Here is a 16,336-nt window from a genome sequence, read left to right as displayed (position 1 = left end):
CTCTCCTGCGGCGCGCGGACCCTCTCCCGCTCGCCGACCTCAGTTCGGTCTAGTACGTGCGCTCGTTCAGCGTGCCCCAGAGCTTCTTGGACTGCTCGAGGGTCCAGGCGTTGATGCGCTCCTCGTCGAAGGCCACGAACTCGCGGTCCTTGTAGAGCACCTTGCCGTTGACGATCGTGGTGCGGCAGTTCTTGCCCATCATGCCGAAGAGCATGTGGCCGTCGATGTTCTCGTCCGAGAAGGGCGTGAAGACCGGGTAGTCCATCACGATGACGTCGGCCGCGGCACCGGGCGCCAGGACGCCGACCTCGCGCCCGAAGTAGGCGCTCGCCATGGCGGGGTTGTTCTGGAAGAGCATCGTCATGGCCTCGACCCAGCCCACGTTGGGCATGGCGGCGTTGTGGCGCTGGATGATGAGGAAGACCTTGAGGCTCTCGAGCATGTCGTGCGTGTAGGCGTCGGTACCCATGTGCACGGGAATGCCGCGGCGGAAGAACTCGAGCACCGGCGCGCAGCCCACGGCGTTGCCCATGTTGGACTCGGGGTTGTTGACGATGTGGGTGCCGGTCTCCTTGATGATGTCCATCTCGGCGGGCGTGACGTGGATGCAGTGGCCGAGCATCGTGCGCGGGCCCAGGAGGTCGTGCTGTAGCAGGCGCTCGATCGGCGAGATGCCGCCGCGGTTCCGCCGGCTGTCCCAGACGTCGTTCATGCCCTCGCAGACGTGGATGTGGAAGCCGGTGAGGCCATTGTTGGCCTCGGCCATCTTGTCCATCGTCTCGTCGGAGAGCGTGAAGGTGGCGTGCCCGCCGAACATCGCGGCGATCATGCCGGAGTCCTGCTTGGCGGCCCACTGCGCGAACTCGGCGTTCTCGGCGATCGCCTGGTCGCGCTTCTCGTCGCCGCGGCGGTCGGAGGTCTCGTAGCACAGGCACGCGCGGATGCCCGTCTCCTCGCAGACGTCCTTGATCGCAAAGAGGGAGCCCGGGATCTCGCAGAAGCTCGCGTGGTGGTCGAAGATCGTGGTCACGCCGTCGCGCAGACTGTCCAGCACGGTGGCGTAGGCGCTCGCGCGCGTGCCGTCGAGCGTGAGGTTGTCGTCGATCTTCCACCACTGCTGCTCGAGGTTCTCCAGGAAGTTGTGCGGGTTGCAGCCCTTGATGGAGAGGCCGCGGGCAAGCCCCGAGTAGATGTGGGTGTGGCAGTTCACCAGGCCCGGCATGATCACGCCGCCGTGGGCGTCCACGACCTCGGCGTCCGGGTACTTCTGGGCCAGCGCCGCGGCGGGCCCGACCTCGGCGATCTTCTCGCCATCGATGGCAACGGCGCCGTTCTCGAGGTAAGCGTTGTCGGCGTCGCGCGTGATGACGCGACCGTTGGTGACGAGCAGCATGACGTCTCCTATCTGTCCGGCGAGAAGACCGGTCTTCTCGCCCCTCTTTCTGCGGGATGGCCCGGGGCCCGCTACTCCTTGCTGGCGGGCATGACCTTGGCGACGGCCTGCTCCTTGGTGGCCGCCGTGCGAATCTCGTGCGGCGGGTCAACGGGCAGGATGAGGTTCAGGATGATGGCCATGAGGGCGGCCGGGGTGATGGCGTTGGAGCCGATGACGGTGGTGACCCAGCTGGGCATGCCCTCGCCGGCGAGGCAGCCCGAGGCCATCCAGATGCCCAGGCCAAAGACCACGGAGGTGCCCACGATCGTGGTGGTGCGCGGGGTGAGGCCGTCCTTGGTGAACATGCGGACGCCGTTCATGGTGATGGTGCCGAAGACGCCCACCGTGGCGCCGCCGATGACCGGCTGCGGGATGGCCGTGAGCAGCGCCGAGAGCTGCGGCAGCAGGCCCGCCGCGGCAAAGACCGCCGCCACGGTCACGAAGACCCACTTGTTGACGACCTTGTTGGAGCAGATGATGCCCACGTTCTGGCCCAGCGCGGAGGTGGGCAGGCCGCCGATGCAGGCGGAGACGAGCGACGTGGCGCCCTGGGAGACGATGGCGCCGGAGAGCTCGCGCTCGGTGGGCATGCGGTCCATGGAGCCCAGGCAGGCGGCGGAGACGTCACCGATGACCTGGATGGCGACCATCGGGTAGACCACGGCGAGCGTGATGCAGACCTCGGGGTGGAACTCGATGGCATAGGGCATGATCTTGGGGAACGCAAAGACGCCGGCCGTGCCCACGGCGGAGAAGTCCAGCATGCCGAAGGGCGCGGACACGATGATGCCAGCGATCATGCCAAAGAAGACGCTGCCCAGCTTGAGCGTGCCCTTGGCGAAGTTGTTGAGGCCAAAGACCACGGCGAACGTGACCAGGGCCACGCACCACGCCTGCGGGGTGCCCCAGAGCGGGGTGCCCTCGCCGCCGGCCATGTATTTGATGGCCGTGGGATAGAGCGAGACGCCGATGGTGAAGATCACCGTGCCGGTGACCACCGGCGGGAAGAAGCCCTTGAGCTTGCCGTAGAAGATGCCAAAGAGGATGGCCGCAATGCCGCCCACGATCTCCCCGCCCAGAAGCGCGCCGAAGGAGAACGTGGCGCCCATGGCCTGGAGCGCGGGCAGGAACGCAAACGAGACGCCCATGACGATCGGCAGGTTGCCGCCGATGCGACGGAACGGCGCGAAGGCCTGCAGCGCCGTGTCGATGGCGGAAAGGATCAGCGCGACCTGGATGATGTCGGTCTTCTCCTGGGCAGTGAAGTTGAACGTGGCCGCGATGAGGATCGCGGGCGTAATGATGCCGGCGAAGGACGCCAGCACATGCTGGAGGGCGCAGGGCAGCATCTCGCCGATGGGCGGCATCCCCTCGCGCTGGAACAGAACCGCGGAGGACCCCTTCTCCTCCACCGCTTGCGTCTTCGCCATAATCGTCCTCTCCACGATGCTCCGACTATGTTTCGATAGTATTGCGCGGGGCGTGCTAACAAATTGTCTGCTTCGATGAAAATCTGTTAGACGGTAGGTTGCGGGGCGTGAGCGGTCGGGCGCGGGCGGGACTTCAAAAAGTTTTCGTTGTCCACGGCGTGATATAACGCGACGTCAGGACGTTCTTCTCGGCCTCACCGACCCTCTCGGGCGCGGACGGGACCAAACAAAAAGTTTGGCTGGCTTCCCTTTTCGGGTACCATCTCTCTCGTTCACACAATGCGAGGAGAACGACATGACCGAGACACAGCTCGACTTCTACAAGCGACTCGCCCACGCGCTCGCGCTGCAGTTTGGCAGCGGGTGCGAGGTCGTCGTCCATGACCTCGAGACGACCGACCCCAGCCACTCGATCGTCGCGATTGAGAACGGCCACGTCACCGGCCGCAAGCTCGGCGACGGGCCGAGCCACGTGGTGCTGGAGGCGCTGCATGCCGGCACCGAGCGCCTGGAGGACCGCCTGGCCTACCTCACCAAGACCGCCGACGGCAAGATCCTCAAGTCCTCGACGGTCTTCATCCGCAACGACGCCGGCCGCACCGTGGGCATCTTCGCCGTCAACTACGACATCACGGTCCTGCGCGCCGCCGTCGACGTGATCGGCGGGCTCGTGGGCACCGAGCCGGACGCCCCGCGCGAGCCGGAGCCGATCGTGCGCAGCGTGGCGGACCTGCTGGACGACCTCATCGAGCAGAGCGTCCAGCTCGTGGGCACGCCCGTGGCGCTCATGACCAAGGAGGAGAAGGTCCGCGCGATCCGCTACCTCAACGACACCGGCGCGTTCCTCATCACCAAGAGCGGCCCCAAGGTCTGCAAGTACTTCGGGATCTCCAAGTACACGCTGTACAACTACCTCGGCGAGGCCCGCGCCACGGAGTAGCGACCCCTCCCCCCTCGCGGTTTGGGTTCGTCGTTTTTGTCCGCGCGCGAACACTCCAGGAGAAACCGCAGCTCACAAGCTTGGCGGATTTTCCTGTAGCTTGCGCGCTCAAGAAAGTGAACCCAAACCTCCAAAAGAGGGGTTTAGCGAGCGGCCGCGGGCGCGCTAGTTCACGCCACGGAAACCGCGACCGATGATCTCGGAGCTGCTCACGATCGTGATGAAGGCGCTCGGGTCCTGCGCGCGCACAAAGAGCCGCAGCCGCATGGCCTCACGGCGCGAGAGCACGCTGGTGAGAATCGTCTGGCGCTTGCCGGAGTACGCGCCCCAGCCAAAGGTCACCGTGGCGGTGCGGCCCAGCTTCTTGACGATGAACTCCTCCACGTCGCGCGGATGGTCGCAGATGACCTGGCAGACTTTGCGCTGGCGGATCGACTCGATGAAGCCGTCCACCACGAAGGTCTTGCCGATGAGCGCGAGCACGCAGTAGAGGCCCACGCGCGGCCCGTAGAGTCCGATCGCCGCCACGACCACGGCCACGTCCACGGCAAAGAGCGCCTTGCCGATCTCCAGGTCCGTGCGCTTGCGCAGAATCATGGCCAGGATGTCCGTGCCGCCGGTGGACGCGCCGATGTCAAAGACCAGCGCCGAGCCCACGGCCGGCAGCAGCACCGCAAAGCAGACATCAAGCCAGAGGTCGCCGGTGATGGAGGCCGTCACCGGGAACAGCCACTCAAAGAGCGACGTATAGCCCGAAAGCGCGAAGGACGCGAACGCGCTCCACAGCACCGCCTTGCGCTCCAGAAAGACCAGGCCGAGAAGAACGAGCACGGCGTTCAGGATCCACATGTACGCAGAGACGGGAAGCACTGGCAGTGCCGTGTTGAGCAGGATCGCAAAGCCCGTGGTGCCGCCGAAGGCCAGGTGGTTGGGCGTCTTGAAGAGCACGAGCGCGACCGCCGTAAGGATGAGGCCCACGTTGAGCAGGGCGAAGAACTGCGGGAAGCTGTAGGCCATGCGCCGGCGCGAGAGCTTCTCCGCCCGACGCGCCTCGTCGGGCGTCATCTCCTCCGCGACCGGCTCGACACCCTCCGCGACCTGCCCGTCCTTCTCGCCCACCGCTGGCTCCCCTCGCACGCGACAACGCCCTCGCCCCGGAAGTCTAGCAGCTTGGCAGGGACGCAGCAGCGAAAAGGGCAGGCTATTCGAGGCCGGCGCAATATGCCCGCGCGTCCATGCTGGGAACGGACGAGCCCGCGTAGGCGGACGCGTCGCGCGTGACGATGGCCTGGGCGCCTAAGAGCTCGGCCGTGGCTCGCACGATGCCGTCCTCAAGGTCCGGCTCGTCGGAGGCGAAGGCCGTATCGAGCACCGGAACTGTGAGCTCGGCAACCTCCATGAGCGAGCGGAAGTCATTGAGCCGAGCGCGAACGAGCCCCTCATCGTGATAGTGGCGGCAGAGGATGTAGTAAGCGTCCTTTATGCTCGCCGCAAGAATGACCGGCGTCTTATCCTCCGACGAGAGCAGGGTCTCGAGCAGGTCAACGGCGTCGCGGTGCCGCTCGCGCGTCGCGCTGAGGTAGTCGAGGATGATGTTGGTGTCGAGCACGACCCTAGCCAAAACGCCTCACCCGCTCCTCGTCGAGGAGCTCACGGTCGGAAACCGCAGCATCCCAGGCGGGCTCGCCTGCTGCGTCCCGCTCGATGGACGCCGTGAGCGCATGAAGACGCTCGAGGCGCGCGCGACGATCGGCGGCCTCGGAATCCGCCGGATGGATGACCACCCACGGCCGGTTGTTCTTGAGCACCACAAGGTTGGCCCCAAGCTCGTTGACCCGCGCGGTCAGCTCGCTGAACCGGTTCTTTGCCTCGCGCACCCCCACCGCCTCAAGCTGCGCCATAGCTTCTCCTCTCAACGTAGCCACAGTATACCCAATGTAGCCACAATCAAGAACCATTCAAGAAGGAACGGCCGAGAAGTACGGGCGGGCCGGAGCGAGAGGCCCCCTGAGGTCCGCCGCGAGTTCTTGCCGAGCGCCCTTCTCGGCAAGCTGTCTGAGCGCCGGACCTCAGGGGGCCGCGCCGCGTGCCCCGGGCCCCTACGACTCGAGCCGCTCCGCGAGCATCTTGTTGAAGGCCTTGGGGTTGCCGGAGCCCTTGGCCGCCTTCATGCACTGCCCAACGAGGAACCCGAGCACCTTCTTGTTGCCGTCGCGGTACTGCTGGACCTGGTCGGTGCAGCGCGCGAGCACCTCGTCCACGATGGCGCCGAGCGCGCCCTCGTCGGTGGACTGGCGCATGCCGTGCGCGTCCACGTAGGCGGCCGGGTCCTCGCTGGTGCCATTGACCGCGTCGAGCACCTCGCGCGCCTGGGCGAACGTGATCGCGTCCTCGGCGAGAAGCGCCGAGAGGCTCGCGACCTGCGCCGGCGTGAGGGCGTCGTAGCTGGGGACGAGGTTCACCATGACTTTGGCCACGGTCTCCACGTCCTTCTCGCCCGCCACGGAAAGCGTCTCCTCGAAGAAGGCCGCGACCGCCGGGTCGCCCGCGAGCTGGGCGGCGTCGGCGCGCTTGAGGCCAAAGTCGGACATGTAGCGGTCGCGCTTGGCGTCCGGCAGCTCCGGGATGCGCGCGCGGCAGCGGTCGACGAACTCGTCCGTGAGGTCGAAGGGCGCGAGGTCCGGGTCCGGGAAGAGGCGGTAGTCGTCCGCGGTCTCCTTGACACGCATGACCACGGTGCGGCGCCGCGAGGGCTCCCAGTGGCGCGTCTCCTGGTAGACGATACCGCCCTCCTCGAGCACCTCGGCCTGGCGGCAGATCTCGTACTCGAGCGCGTCGTGCAGGCTCTTGAACGAGTTGATGTTCTTCATCTCGGTCTTGGTGCCAAACTCCGTGGTGCCGCGGCGACGCAGCGAGATGTTGCCGTCGCAGCGCATCGAGCCGCTCTCGAGCGAGCAGTCGGAGATGCCGAGCGTGAGGAACGTCTGGCGCAGCTTCTCCATGAAGAGGCGGGCCTCCTCGGGCGTGCGCAGGTCGGGCTCGGTGACGAGCTCGATCAGCGGCGTGCCGCAGCGGTTGTAGTCGATGAGGGACTCGGTGGCCGCGGTGATGCGGCCCTCCTCGCCGCCCACGTGCACCATCTTGGCGGCGTCCTCCTCCATGTGGATGCGCAGGATGCGGATGGGCGCAACGTAGCCGCCGTCGGCGTCCTTCTCGACCGTGTCAGCCGGGCGCTCCTTGGCGCCGGCGCCGGAGACCTCCAGGTCCAGGTGGCCGTGCATGCAAAACGCCACGGGACCCTGCGTGGTCTGGAAGTTCTTGGCCATGTCCGGGTAGAAGTAGTGCTTCCGGTAGAACATGGAGTGGCGCATGATCTCACAGTTGGTGGCCAGACCCGCCATGACGATCGACTCGATGGCCTTCTCGTTGGGCACGGGCAGCGCACCCGGCATGCCCAGGCAGACGGGGCAGACGTTGGTGTTGGGCTCGTCGTCGTGGGAGAGGCGGCAGTTGCAGAACATCTTGGTCTCGAGCGTGGTGAGCTCGGTGTGAACCTCGAGGCCGATCACGGCCTCCCAGTCCCTCAGGACCTCGGCGAGCTTCTTCATGCGAGCTCACCCCCCTTCCCGGCAAACGAGGGCGCGACGGGGGCCCCGGAGCCACCGGCGGCCGAGTTGGACCGCTCGATCGCGCGCGCAAACGTGAGCAGCGTGGCGTCGGCGAAGGCCGGGCCCTGGAGCTGCGCGGACACGGGCAGGCCGGAGGTGGCGCCCAGGCCCAGCGGCACGGAGACGCCGCCGTTGCCGACGATGTTGTTGGAGATCGTGAACAGGTCCGACGCGTACATCTGCGTGGGGTCACTGAGCTCGCCGAACTTGAACGCCGTGCGCGGCGCGGCCGGCATGAGGATGACGTCGCACTTCTCGTAGGCGCGGGCGTAGTCGGCCGTGATGAGGGTGCGGACCTGCTGCGCCGGGTAGTAGTACCTGTCGTAGGTGCCGCTGGAGAGGAGGTAGGCGCCCAGCATCTGGCGGCGCTTGGCCTCCTCGCCAAAGCCGTGCGCGCGGCTCTTCGAGGTCTGCTCGGCGAGCGTGGCGCAGCCCTGCTCCTGGTAGCCGTAGCGCACGCCGTCGAAGCGCGCGAGGTTGGAGAAGGCCTCGCACGGCGCGATCACGTAGTAGGCCGCGATGGCGGAGGCGATGTTGGGGAGGTCGACCTCCACGAGCTCGGCGCCCTGGTCGGCGAGCGCGCGGCCGGCGGCGTTCACGGCGTCGCGGACCTCGTCGGTGAGGCCGGCGGCCTCCATGAGGGCGGGCACGACGCCCACGCGGCGCCCCTCGATGGGATCGTTCAGGTGGGCGAGAAAATCGACGTCGACCGGCTGGCTCGTGGAGTCCCACGGGTCGCGCCCGCCGCACGTGAGCGCGTTCATGGCCAGGGCCACGTCCTCGACGCTGCGGCCGAAGGGGCCGACCTGGTCGAGCGAGGAGCCAAAGGCCACCACGCCGTAGCGGCTGACCGCGCCGTAGGTGGGCTTCAGGCCCACGACGCCGCAGAGGGAGGCCGGCTGGCGGATGGAGCCGCCGGTGTCGGAGCCCAGGGAGACCGTGACCTCGCCGGAGGCGACGGCCGCCGCCGAGCCGCCCGAGGAGCCGCCCGGGACGCGCCCCGTGTCCCACGGGTTGGCCGTGGGGTGGAAGGCCGAGGACTCGGTGGAGCTGCCAAAGGCGAACTCGTCCATGTTGGTCTTGCCCACGGGGGTGGCGCCGGCGTCGAGCATGCGCTGGACGCAGGTGGCCGTGAACGTGGACTCGTAGTTCTCGAGCATGCGGGAGGCGCAGGTGGTGCGGGTGCCCACGAGGTGCATGTTGTCCTTGAAGGCCACGGGAACGCCGGCGAGCGGACCGAGCTTCTCGCCCGCCGCGCGGGCCCTGTCGGTCGCCTCGGCGGCCGCGAGCGCAAGGTCGGCGGAGACCTGCAGGAACGCCTTGACCTCGCCGTCGCGGGCCTCCACGGCGTCAAGCGCCGCCCGGGCCACCTCGGTCGCGGTGAAGTCGCCGTTTGCGACGCCCGCCGCGATCTCGCGCGCGGAGAGCTGGTCGAAGTTGGCCATCAGCGGTCACCCCCCTGGTCGCCGAGGATGGACGGCACGCGGAAGCTGCGGTCGCGGGACGCGCCGGCGTTCCTGAGCGCCACGTCCACGCTCAGGTGGCGCACCTCGGTGTCCGGCACGTCGTCGGCCATCACGTTGGAGAGGTCGCCGATGGGGTGGAACGTTGGCTCGACGCCCTCGAGGTCGTACTGGCGGATGGGCTCCAGCAGGTCGATCGCGCTGTTCATGTACGCGGTCATCTCGTCGAGCTCCTCGGGCGTGAGCGCGATGCGCGCGTAGTCCGCGATGCCCGCGACGTCTTCTCTGGTAAGGGGCATGGGTCCTCCTATCTTGGCTGCGCCCCATTCTACGACAGGGACAGCGCGGCCGGACGCCGCCGAGACGCGGCCGCAACAATGCGGGACGCGGGCCCGGCGCCCCTCCCGCGGCCCGCTCCCGGGTACGTACGCGCCTCACCCGGGTACGTACACGCCCCTCCCGGGTACGTACGAGGTTTCAGACCTGATGTTCTTCTCGCCACCGCGCCCACCTGCGAATTCTCCAGGGAGGAAGGTGTATCAGACCTCAAATTGCGTACGTACCCGGGAGGGGCGTGTACGTACCCGGAGCAGGCAGCCGCCTCCCGCCCGAACCTTACGAAAGCGCAAGGCAGCAGTAAGTCGCATCGATGGCCCCGAGAGGCGCCAGCCGGGAGAATGGGCCTATCAGAGAGAGGGAGGTCATCATGAAGAAGCTCGTCTTCATCGCCGTCGTGGCCATCGCCGCGCTCGCCGTCATCCTCGACGACGGCCGCCCGCGCCCGCGCATGTACCGTCACCACTAGCGCCCGAGGTGCCCGTGCCCCGTTGCGGAATTGGGAATTATGGCAGCCGAGGGGCGCAGGGCGTTGGCAATTTTGGGGTCATGGCAGAATCTGCCCTGCCATGACCCCAAAAAGCGCAGCGGGGCGAGAAGAACGCCCAGTTGGCATGGCAAGACGGCTGCCACAAGCCCCCATTCGGCAACGCCGCCGCGGCCGGCGGCGCTACTCGGAAGCCGCCCACCGGGCGCGCCGGCGCAGGACGGAGCCAAAGCTCGCGGCGATCACCTGCTGGAAGAGCGTCCCTATGACCACGGGAAACATCACCTCGCCGGGAAAGTACTCCGCCGCGATGACCGCCCCGGCCGAGATGTTGCGCATGCCCACGAGGTAGGTCATCGAGACCTCCTGCTCGTGGGGGCGGCGCAGGAGGTTCGCCGCGAGCAGCCCCAATGCGTAGCCGCACGTCGCGAACACGGCGATGAAGACCATCACGCCGACGAGCTGGGGCGTGAGGTTGCGCACGTAGGGGGCCACACCGGTGGCGTTGCTGAGGATCACCAGCACGAGCGCGATCTTGGCGGCCGGCGCGATCACCGGCGAGAGCTCGCGCGCCGCCCAGCCGCGCGAGGCGTCGTTGAGGAGGGTCCCCGCAAGCGCCGGCAGCGCGATGGAGACCACCATCTCCCCCATCATCCGCGCGGCGTCCACCTCGACCGTCTGCCCGAGGAGCAGGTGCAGCGTGAGCGGAATCGTGACCGGCGCGGCCACCGTGGACACGAGGATCGTGGCGAGCGAGAGCGCCGGGTCCCCGCCGAGCATGTTGGTCCACATGGCGGCGACCACGGCTACGGGCACGCTGTACTCGAGCACGATCCCGCAGACGAGGTTGGGGTCGGAGCCGAAGAGCGCCGTCGCCAGCGCGCAGGCCACGCACGGCATGAGGACGGTGGCCAGAAGGAGCGTCACCACGAGCGGGACCGGGCGGCGCACCGTGCGCGCGAGGTTGCCAAAGGTGTTGGAGAGCGAGCTCTGGAAGGTCATGAACGCAAAGAGCGCCGTCACGGCCGGCTTGAGCACGCACAGCTGATCGGGAAAGAGCACGCCGAGCACCACGCACGTCGGGGAGACAAATGCCATGTGGCTCCCGATGAAGCCACCGAGCCGCTTCCACGTCTCCATGTCGAGAAGGACCTCCCGCCGTCGACCGTCCCGAGCGCCATGGTACTTCTCGCCACGTTGGACGCACGCACGCGTAACGCGGCCGCAAACAGCGCAGGGGCGCATGATCGATACCCCGGGTCGCATACCCCGACAAATTACGTAAAAATCGGCCAATTTTGTCAGGGTATGCGACCTCCGACCCCCGGCATCACGCCATGGGCGGCTCGGCACCGCGGCCTTGCGAGCCTTAAATGCCTCCAAATAAGTAGGAATTGTTACGGCAACGCGTTTTTCTCGCCCCAACCCCTTGCCTTTAATACCCCACTCATTACTATGAATTAGGCGAAAAAGGCGCGGGCCCGCGCGACCCGCGAGGAGAAAGGCGGAACATGTCCACTCAGCTGTTCAACGTGAGCGCCCTCTCTGCGGGCACCGAGGACAAGCCCATCCTGCACGGCGTCGACCTGGCCGTGGGCGCGGGCGAGTGCCACGTCCTCATGGGCCCCAACGGCGCCGGCAAGTCCACGCTCGGCCACGTCATCATGGGCGACCCCGCCTACCGCGTGACCGGGGGCTCCATCACCTTTGACGGTGCGGACGTCACCGAGCTCTCCGCCGACAAGCGCTCGCTCGCCGGCATCTTCCTCTCCTACCAGGCGCCCGTGGAGGTGCCCGGCGTGCCGCTCTACAGCTTCCTGCGCTCCATCTGCCAGATGCGCCCGGAGCTCAAGACCACCGCGCGCAAGTTCCGCGAGCGCGTGGGCGCCATCGCCGACCAGCTGGAGCTCGACCAGGGCTTCCTCATGCGCGAGCTCAACGTAGGCTTCTCCGGTGGCGAGAAGAAGAAGATCGAGATGCTGCAGCTCCTTTTGCTCCAGCCCAAGCTCGCCATCCTCGACGAGACCGACTCCGGGCTTGACGTGGACGCGCTGGGCATCGTCTCCCGCGGCATCCAGGCCTATCGCGAGCAGGTGGGCGGCGCCCTCATCGTGATCACGCACAACACGCGCATCCTCGAGCGGCTTGACGTGGACCGCACGCACGTCATGGTCAAGGGCCGCATGGTGGCCGAGGGGCCGGCGGAGCTCATCGCCGACATCGACGCCCGCGGCTTCGAGCGCTTCGAGCGCGGGGCGGGCCAGGACGAGGCGGCCTGCGTGGACTGCCCGGGCTGTCCCAAGGCGGGTGACGCCCAGTGAGCGAGGAGCGCAAGCGCACCGAGGTCGCAGACGTCGATCGCTCCCTTTACGACTTCACCAAGTCCGAGGAGGGCTACGAGCGCTACGACGACGGTCTGACGCCCGAGATCGTCCGCGCGATCTCCGCCAAGAAGGACGAGCCCGAGTGGATGCTCGAGATGCGCCTGCGCGCGCTCGACCTCTACCACGCGCGCGAGATGGCGCCCAACTGGGGGCCGAGCATCGCGGGGCTGGATCTGGACCACATCTCCACGTACGTCTCGCCCAAGACCAAGCAGGCCAAGAGCTGGGATGACGTGCCCGAGGACATCAAGGACACCTTCGAGCGCCTGGGCATCCCCGAGGCCGAGCGCGAGAGCCTCGCCGGCGTGGGCGCCCAGTACGACTCTGAGATCGTCTACCACAACATGCGCGAGGAGGTGGCCGAGCAGGGCGTCATCTACACCACGATTGAGGACGCCCTCCACGACCCCAAGTGGGAGCCCGTGGTGCATGAGTACTTCGGCACGCTGATTCCGCCCACCGACCACAAGTTCGCGGCGCTGCACTACGCCGTGTGGAGCGGCGGCTCCTTCGTCTACGTCCCCGCCGGCGTGACGCTCCCCTATCCGCTGCAGAGCTACTTCCGCCTCAACGCGGCGGGGGCGGGGCAGTTCGAGCACACGCTCATCATCGTGGAGCCGGGCGCCGACCTGCACTTCATCGAGGGGTGCTCCGCGCCCAAGTACTACGAGGCCAACCTCCACGCGGGTGCTGTAGAACTCTTCGTGAAGGACGGCGCGCGCCTGCGCTACTCCACGATCGAGAACTGGTCCAAGAACATGTACAACCTCAACACCAAGCGCGCCACCATCGGCGCCGACGCCAAGATGGAGTGGGTCTCCGGCAGCTTTGGCAGCCACGTGAGCTACCTCTACCCCACCACCATCATGGCGGGCGACCGCGGCACCTGCGAGTTCACCGGCATCACCTTTGCCGGAGCCACGCAGGACCTCGACACCGGCTGCAAGGTGATCATGAACGGCGCGGACACGACGGCGTCCGTCTCCACGAAGTCCATCTCCAAGGACGGCGGCGTGAACACGTTCCGCAGCTCCGTGGTGATCGGCCGGCACGCCGACCGCGCGCGCTGCAGCGTGAGCTGCCAGAGCCTCATGCTCGACGACATCTCCCGCTCCGACACCATCCCCGCGATGGACGTGCGCAACGCCACCGCGCAGGTGGGCCACGAGGCCACGATTGGCCGCATCTCTGACGACACGGTCCTCTACCTCATGAGCCGCGGCTGCTCCGAGGCCGAGGCGCGCACGCTCGTGGTCAACGGCTTTGCCAACCCCGTCTCCAAGGAGCTTCCGATGGAGTACGCCGTGGAGATGAACAACCTCATCAAGCTCGAGATGGAAGGGGCCATAGGATGATGGCCGAGAAGAACCTGGCGCCCGAGGCCGGCGCCGAGGGCGAGCTCACCCTCGAGCGCGTCAACGTTGCCCCTGCGCAGACGTGGAACCGCCTGCGCACGAACGACATCACGCTCACGGTGCCCGCGCCCGGCCGCAAGGGCGACGTGTACTTCTCGCTGCCGCGCCTCTTCGAGGGCGTGGAGTGCGGGATGGGCCGGGCCGTGACCGACTGGGTGGAGTCCCAGGCGAAGGGCGCGCGCTACGTGGAGGTCGGCCGCGGCGAGAGGCGCGAGGAGCCGATCGTGGTTGCCGTGGGCGCGGGAGAGGTCGCCGACACCGGTGTCATGGTCCGCGCCGGCGCCGAGTGCACCATCGTCGTGGTTGCGGGGGACCTGACAAAGGTGACAGGGTCATCTGTCAGGTCCGGCACGTCCGCTTCGCTCCTGCGCGTGATCGTCGAGGCCGGCGCGCGCGTGCACCTGCACGAGTACGTGAGGGTGGGCTCAGACCAGCAGCACCTCGAGAGCGTGGGCATCTCCGCGGCGCGCGACGCCCGCGTGGACGTGCACCAGTACCTGCTCGGCGGCGGCACCGTCGCGCTGGGCCTCGCCTGCGACCTCGCCGGGGAGCGCGCACGGGTTGACCTTGGCTGCCGCTACCACGCCGGCGGCACGGAGGTCCTGGACATCAACGAGGTCGTGCGCCAGCGCGGCCGCAACACGCGCTCCGAGCTCAGCTATAACGGCGTGCTCGAGGATGCGGCAAAGAAGGGCCTGCGCACCACGATCGACCTCGTCCACGGCGCCAAGGGCGCGCAGGGCAACGAGGCCGAAACCGTGCTCGTGCTGGGCGACGACGTGGTCAACAAGACGCTGCCCACGATCCTTTGCGACGAGGACGACGTCGCGGGCAACCACGGCGCCACCATCGGGTCGGTGAGCCCCGAGCAGCTGGCGTTTCTCGCCAGCCGCGGCCTCTCCCGCGAGGACGCCGAGCGGCTCTTCGTGCAGGCCATCTACGAGGACGCCCTCATGCACGCCCCCTGCCCCGAGGCACGTCTGTTAATTGGGGACAGTCCCCAATTAACAGAAACTTTTGATGAGGTCGAGGAGGCGTGATGGTTGACATTCGTCAGAACCCATACCGCGCGGACTTCCCCCTGCTGGCCGGGCACCCCGAGATCGCGTTTCTCGACAGCGCGGCCACCGCGCAGCGGCCCGCCTGCGTGCTCGACGCCCAGCGCCACTTCTACGAGACCATGAACGCCAACCCGCTGCGCGGCCTGTACAGCCTCTCCGTCGCGGCCACCGCGGCCATCGCGGACGTCCGCGCGCAGGTGGCGGCTCTCATCGGCACGCCTGACGCGCGCGACGTGGTCTTTACCCGCAACACGAGCGAGAGCCTGAACCTCGTGGCCAAGTCCTGGGCGCCGTGCGTCCTGGGCCCTGGCGACGAGGTGGCCATCACCGTCATGGAGCACCACTCCAACCTGATCCCCTGGCAGGAGGCCTGCCGTGCGGCCGGCGCGCGCCTCGTCTACCTCTACCCCGAGAAGGACGGCACGCTCACGGATGCGGAGATTGCCGAGAAGATCGGACCGCGCGCGCGCATCGTGGCTGCCGCGCACGTCTCCAACGTTATGGGCTGCGAGCTGCCCGTCCGCAGGCTCGCAGACGCCGCGCATGCCGTGGGCGCCGTGATGGTCGTCGACGCCGCGCAGTCCGTCCCGCACCTGCGCGTAAACGTGGACGAGCTGGGCGCGGACTTCCTCGCGTTCTCCGGCCACAAGGCGCTGGGGCCGATGGGCGTGGGCGTGCTCTGGGGCCGCCACGAGCTCCTGGAGGCCATGCCGCCCATGCTCACCGGCGGCGAGATGATCGACTCCGTGCGCGAGCAGGACGCCACGTGGGCGCCCGTGCCCGAGAAGTTCGAGGCGGGCACGCAGGACGCCGCCGGCATCTATGCCACCGGCACCGCGCTCTCCTACCTCACCGAGACCGTGGGCCTTGGCACCGTGGCCAAGCGAGAGGCGGCGCTCGTGGCCTACGCCTTCGAGCGCCTGGCGGAGCTCGACTTCGTCGACCTCATCGGCAGCGCGGACCCCGCGCGCCACCACGGCGTCATCAGCTTCAACGTGCGCGGCGTCCACCCGCACGACGTGGCGAGCATCCTCGACGCCTCCGGCGTGTGCATCCGTGCCGGCCACCACTGCGCGCAGCCGCTGCTCGCGTGGCTCGGCGTGGAGAACCTCGCCTGCTGCCGCGCGAGCCTTGCCTTCTACAACGACGCCGCCGACGTGGACCGCCTCGTCGACGGCCTGAGCCAGGTCTGGGGGATCTTCCATGGCAGTGACTGACCTCTACAACGCGGCCTTCATGGACCACGTGTCGCACCCCGACTACAAGTACCAGATGGAGGACGCCGACTGCAGCCACGAGGGCGTGAACCCCTCCTGCGGCGACGAGCTCACGTTCTCCGTGCGCTTTGCTGACGACGGCACCATCGAGGAGGCGGCGTTCACCGGCCACGGCTGCGCCATCTCCCAGGCGAGCGCCGACATCATGAGCGACCTCATGGTGGGCAAGACGCCCGAGAAGGCGCGCGAGCTCTGTGCGCTCTTCATGCGTATGGTCCGCGGCGAGGAGACGGACGAGGCCGCGCTCGAGGCCCTCGAGGACGGCGTGCTCTTGCGCGACATCGCGCACATGCCGGCACGCGTGAAGTGCGCCGAGCTCGCCTGGCGCACGCTCGACGAGATGCTCGAGGCCCGCGCGCACTAGGCCTGTCCCTTTTCTTCAGAACGCTGGGGACGTGTTTTTCAGCGATAAAAAACACGTCCCGAAACTGCCGAAACAG

At 67.7% G+C, this 16,336-nt stretch carries 15 protein-coding genes; 6 read left to right on the top strand and 9 right to left on the bottom strand.

The features are described 5' to 3' along the window. Positions 1 to 49: 49 nt before the first annotated feature. Both ssnA and H6A23_RS02595 read right to left on the bottom strand, forming a co-directional pair. Entirely contained in the window at positions 50 to 1,393 is a 1,344-nt protein-coding gene (ssnA, locus tag H6A23_RS02600) for a putative aminohydrolase SsnA (RefSeq protein WP_204830639.1), read from the bottom strand. 71 nt (positions 1,394 to 1,464) lie between these two features. Next, positions 1,465 to 2,865: a uracil-xanthine permease family protein gene (locus H6A23_RS02595; protein ID WP_204830638.1), complete on the bottom strand. Its 1,401-nt coding sequence runs from the start codon at positions 2,863 to 2,865 to the stop codon at positions 1,465 to 1,467. A 295-nt stretch (positions 2,866 to 3,160) separates the two neighbouring features. Between H6A23_RS02595 and H6A23_RS02590 the strand changes: the two genes are divergently transcribed. Next, the gene (locus tag H6A23_RS02590) at positions 3,161 to 3,805 is read left to right on the top strand and encodes a helix-turn-helix transcriptional regulator (protein ID WP_204830637.1); all 645 of its coding nucleotides are present in this window, start codon (positions 3,161 to 3,163) and stop codon (positions 3,803 to 3,805) included. A 165-nt stretch (positions 3,806 to 3,970) separates the two neighbouring features. Here H6A23_RS02590 and H6A23_RS02585 read toward each other — a convergent pair whose 3' ends face one another. The 7 genes from H6A23_RS02585 to H6A23_RS02555 all read right to left on the bottom strand — a co-directional run bounded on the left by H6A23_RS02585 (position 3,971) and on the right by H6A23_RS02555 (position 10,899). Beyond that, entirely contained in the window at positions 3,971 to 4,924 is a 954-nt protein-coding gene (locus H6A23_RS02585; RefSeq protein WP_353652996.1) for a YitT family protein, read from the bottom strand. An 82-nt stretch (positions 4,925 to 5,006) separates the two neighbouring features. Further along, entirely contained in the window at positions 5,007 to 5,426 is a 420-nt protein-coding gene (locus H6A23_RS02580; RefSeq protein WP_204830636.1) for a PIN domain-containing protein, read from the bottom strand. Next, entirely contained in the window at positions 5,419 to 5,706 is a 288-nt protein-coding gene (locus H6A23_RS02575; RefSeq protein ID WP_204830635.1) for a type II toxin-antitoxin system Phd/YefM family antitoxin, read from the bottom strand. Before H6A23_RS02575 ends, H6A23_RS02580 begins: the two co-directional genes overlap by 8 nt. Before the next feature lie 198 nt (positions 5,707 to 5,904). Beyond that, complete coding sequence (gene gatB, locus H6A23_RS02570) at positions 5,905 to 7,413, bottom strand: Asp-tRNA(Asn)/Glu-tRNA(Gln) amidotransferase subunit GatB (protein WP_204830634.1); 1,509 nt, start codon at positions 7,411 to 7,413, stop codon at positions 5,905 to 5,907. After that, positions 7,410 to 8,918 carry an Asp-tRNA(Asn)/Glu-tRNA(Gln) amidotransferase subunit GatA gene (gene gatA / locus H6A23_RS02565; RefSeq protein ID WP_204830633.1) on the bottom strand — a complete coding sequence of 503 codons (1,509 nt, stop codon included), beginning with the start codon at positions 8,916 to 8,918 and terminating at the stop codon, positions 7,410 to 7,412. The genes gatB and gatA overlap by 4 nt, the downstream gene beginning before the upstream one ends. Next, positions 8,918 to 9,235: an Asp-tRNA(Asn)/Glu-tRNA(Gln) amidotransferase subunit GatC gene (gene gatC, locus H6A23_RS02560; protein ID WP_087225939.1), complete on the bottom strand. Its 318-nt coding sequence runs from the start codon at positions 9,233 to 9,235 to the stop codon at positions 8,918 to 8,920. Before gatC ends, gatA begins: the two co-directional genes overlap by 1 nt. A 707-nt stretch (positions 9,236 to 9,942) precedes the next feature. After that, on the bottom strand, positions 9,943 to 10,899 hold the full coding sequence (locus tag H6A23_RS02555) for a bile acid:sodium symporter family protein (RefSeq protein WP_204830632.1): 957 nt from the start codon (positions 10,897 to 10,899) through the stop codon (positions 9,943 to 9,945). 371 nt (positions 10,900 to 11,270) lie between these two features. Between H6A23_RS02555 and sufC the strand changes: the two genes are divergently transcribed. Genes sufC through sufU form a run of 5 tightly spaced genes read left to right on the top strand, consistent with a single transcriptional unit; the run spans position 11,271 to position 16,260 of the window. Continuing rightward, positions 11,271 to 12,080, top strand: coding sequence for a Fe-S cluster assembly ATPase SufC (sufC, locus tag H6A23_RS02550; protein ID WP_204830631.1), 810 nt, complete (start codon positions 11,271 to 11,273; stop codon positions 12,078 to 12,080). Then, positions 12,077 to 13,498 carry a Fe-S cluster assembly protein SufB gene (gene sufB / locus H6A23_RS02545; RefSeq protein ID WP_204830630.1) on the top strand — a complete coding sequence of 474 codons (1,422 nt, stop codon included), beginning with the start codon at positions 12,077 to 12,079 and terminating at the stop codon, positions 13,496 to 13,498. The genes sufC and sufB overlap by 4 nt, the downstream gene beginning before the upstream one ends. Then, a complete protein-coding gene (locus H6A23_RS02540; protein ID WP_204830629.1) occupies positions 13,498 to 14,598 on the top strand; it encodes a SufB/SufD family protein in 1,101 nt (366 codons plus the stop codon). The genes sufB and H6A23_RS02540 overlap by 1 nt, the downstream gene beginning before the upstream one ends. After that, a complete protein-coding gene (locus H6A23_RS02535; RefSeq protein ID WP_204830628.1) occupies positions 14,598 to 15,836 on the top strand; it encodes an aminotransferase class V-fold PLP-dependent enzyme in 1,239 nt (412 codons plus the stop codon). Before H6A23_RS02540 ends, H6A23_RS02535 begins: the two co-directional genes overlap by 1 nt. Beyond that, positions 15,823 to 16,260 (top strand): Fe-S cluster assembly sulfur transfer protein SufU, encoded by a 438-nt coding sequence (sufU, locus tag H6A23_RS02530; protein ID WP_204830627.1) that lies wholly within the window; start codon positions 15,823 to 15,825, stop codon positions 16,258 to 16,260. Before H6A23_RS02535 ends, sufU begins: the two co-directional genes overlap by 14 nt. The last annotated feature ends 76 nt before the right edge of the window (positions 16,261 to 16,336 follow it).

Source organism: Olsenella uli, assembly GCF_016900775.1.
In the GTDB taxonomy this organism is placed as follows: Bacteria; Actinomycetota; Coriobacteriia; order Coriobacteriales; family Atopobiaceae; genus Thermophilibacter; species Thermophilibacter uli_A.
This window is presented reverse-complemented; position numbering and strand designations above follow the sequence as displayed.

Excerpts from the sequence above, each read along its gene's own strand:
- ssnA (WP_204830639.1), bottom strand. The coding sequence starts at position 1,393 with ATGCTGCTCGTCACCAACGGTCGCGTCATCACGCGCGACGCCGACAAC.
- H6A23_RS02595 (WP_204830638.1), bottom strand. The coding sequence starts at position 2,865 with ATGGCGAAGACGCAAGCGGTGGAGGAGAAGGGGTCCTCCGCGGTTCTG.
- H6A23_RS02590 (WP_204830637.1), top strand. The coding sequence starts at position 3,161 with ATGACCGAGACACAGCTCGACTTCTACAAGCGACTCGCCCACGCGCTC.
- H6A23_RS02575 (WP_204830635.1), bottom strand. The coding sequence starts at position 5,706 with ATGGCGCAGCTTGAGGCGGTGGGGGTGCGCGAGGCAAAGAACCGGTTC.
- gatB (WP_204830634.1), bottom strand. The coding sequence starts at position 7,413 with ATGAAGAAGCTCGCCGAGGTCCTGAGGGACTGGGAGGCCGTGATCGGC.
- gatA (WP_204830633.1), bottom strand. The coding sequence starts at position 8,918 with ATGGCCAACTTCGACCAGCTCTCCGCGCGCGAGATCGCGGCGGGCGTC.
- gatC (WP_087225939.1), bottom strand. The coding sequence starts at position 9,235 with ATGCCCCTTACCAGAGAAGACGTCGCGGGCATCGCGGACTACGCGCGC.
- H6A23_RS02555 (WP_204830632.1), bottom strand. The coding sequence starts at position 10,899 with ATGGAGACGTGGAAGCGGCTCGGTGGCTTCATCGGGAGCCACATGGCA.
- sufC (WP_204830631.1), top strand. The coding sequence starts at position 11,271 with ATGTCCACTCAGCTGTTCAACGTGAGCGCCCTCTCTGCGGGCACCGAG.
- H6A23_RS02540 (WP_204830629.1), top strand. The coding sequence starts at position 13,498 with ATGGCCGAGAAGAACCTGGCGCCCGAGGCCGGCGCCGAGGGCGAGCTC.
- H6A23_RS02535 (WP_204830628.1), top strand. The coding sequence starts at position 14,598 with ATGGTTGACATTCGTCAGAACCCATACCGCGCGGACTTCCCCCTGCTG.
- sufU (WP_204830627.1), top strand. The coding sequence starts at position 15,823 with ATGGCAGTGACTGACCTCTACAACGCGGCCTTCATGGACCACGTGTCG.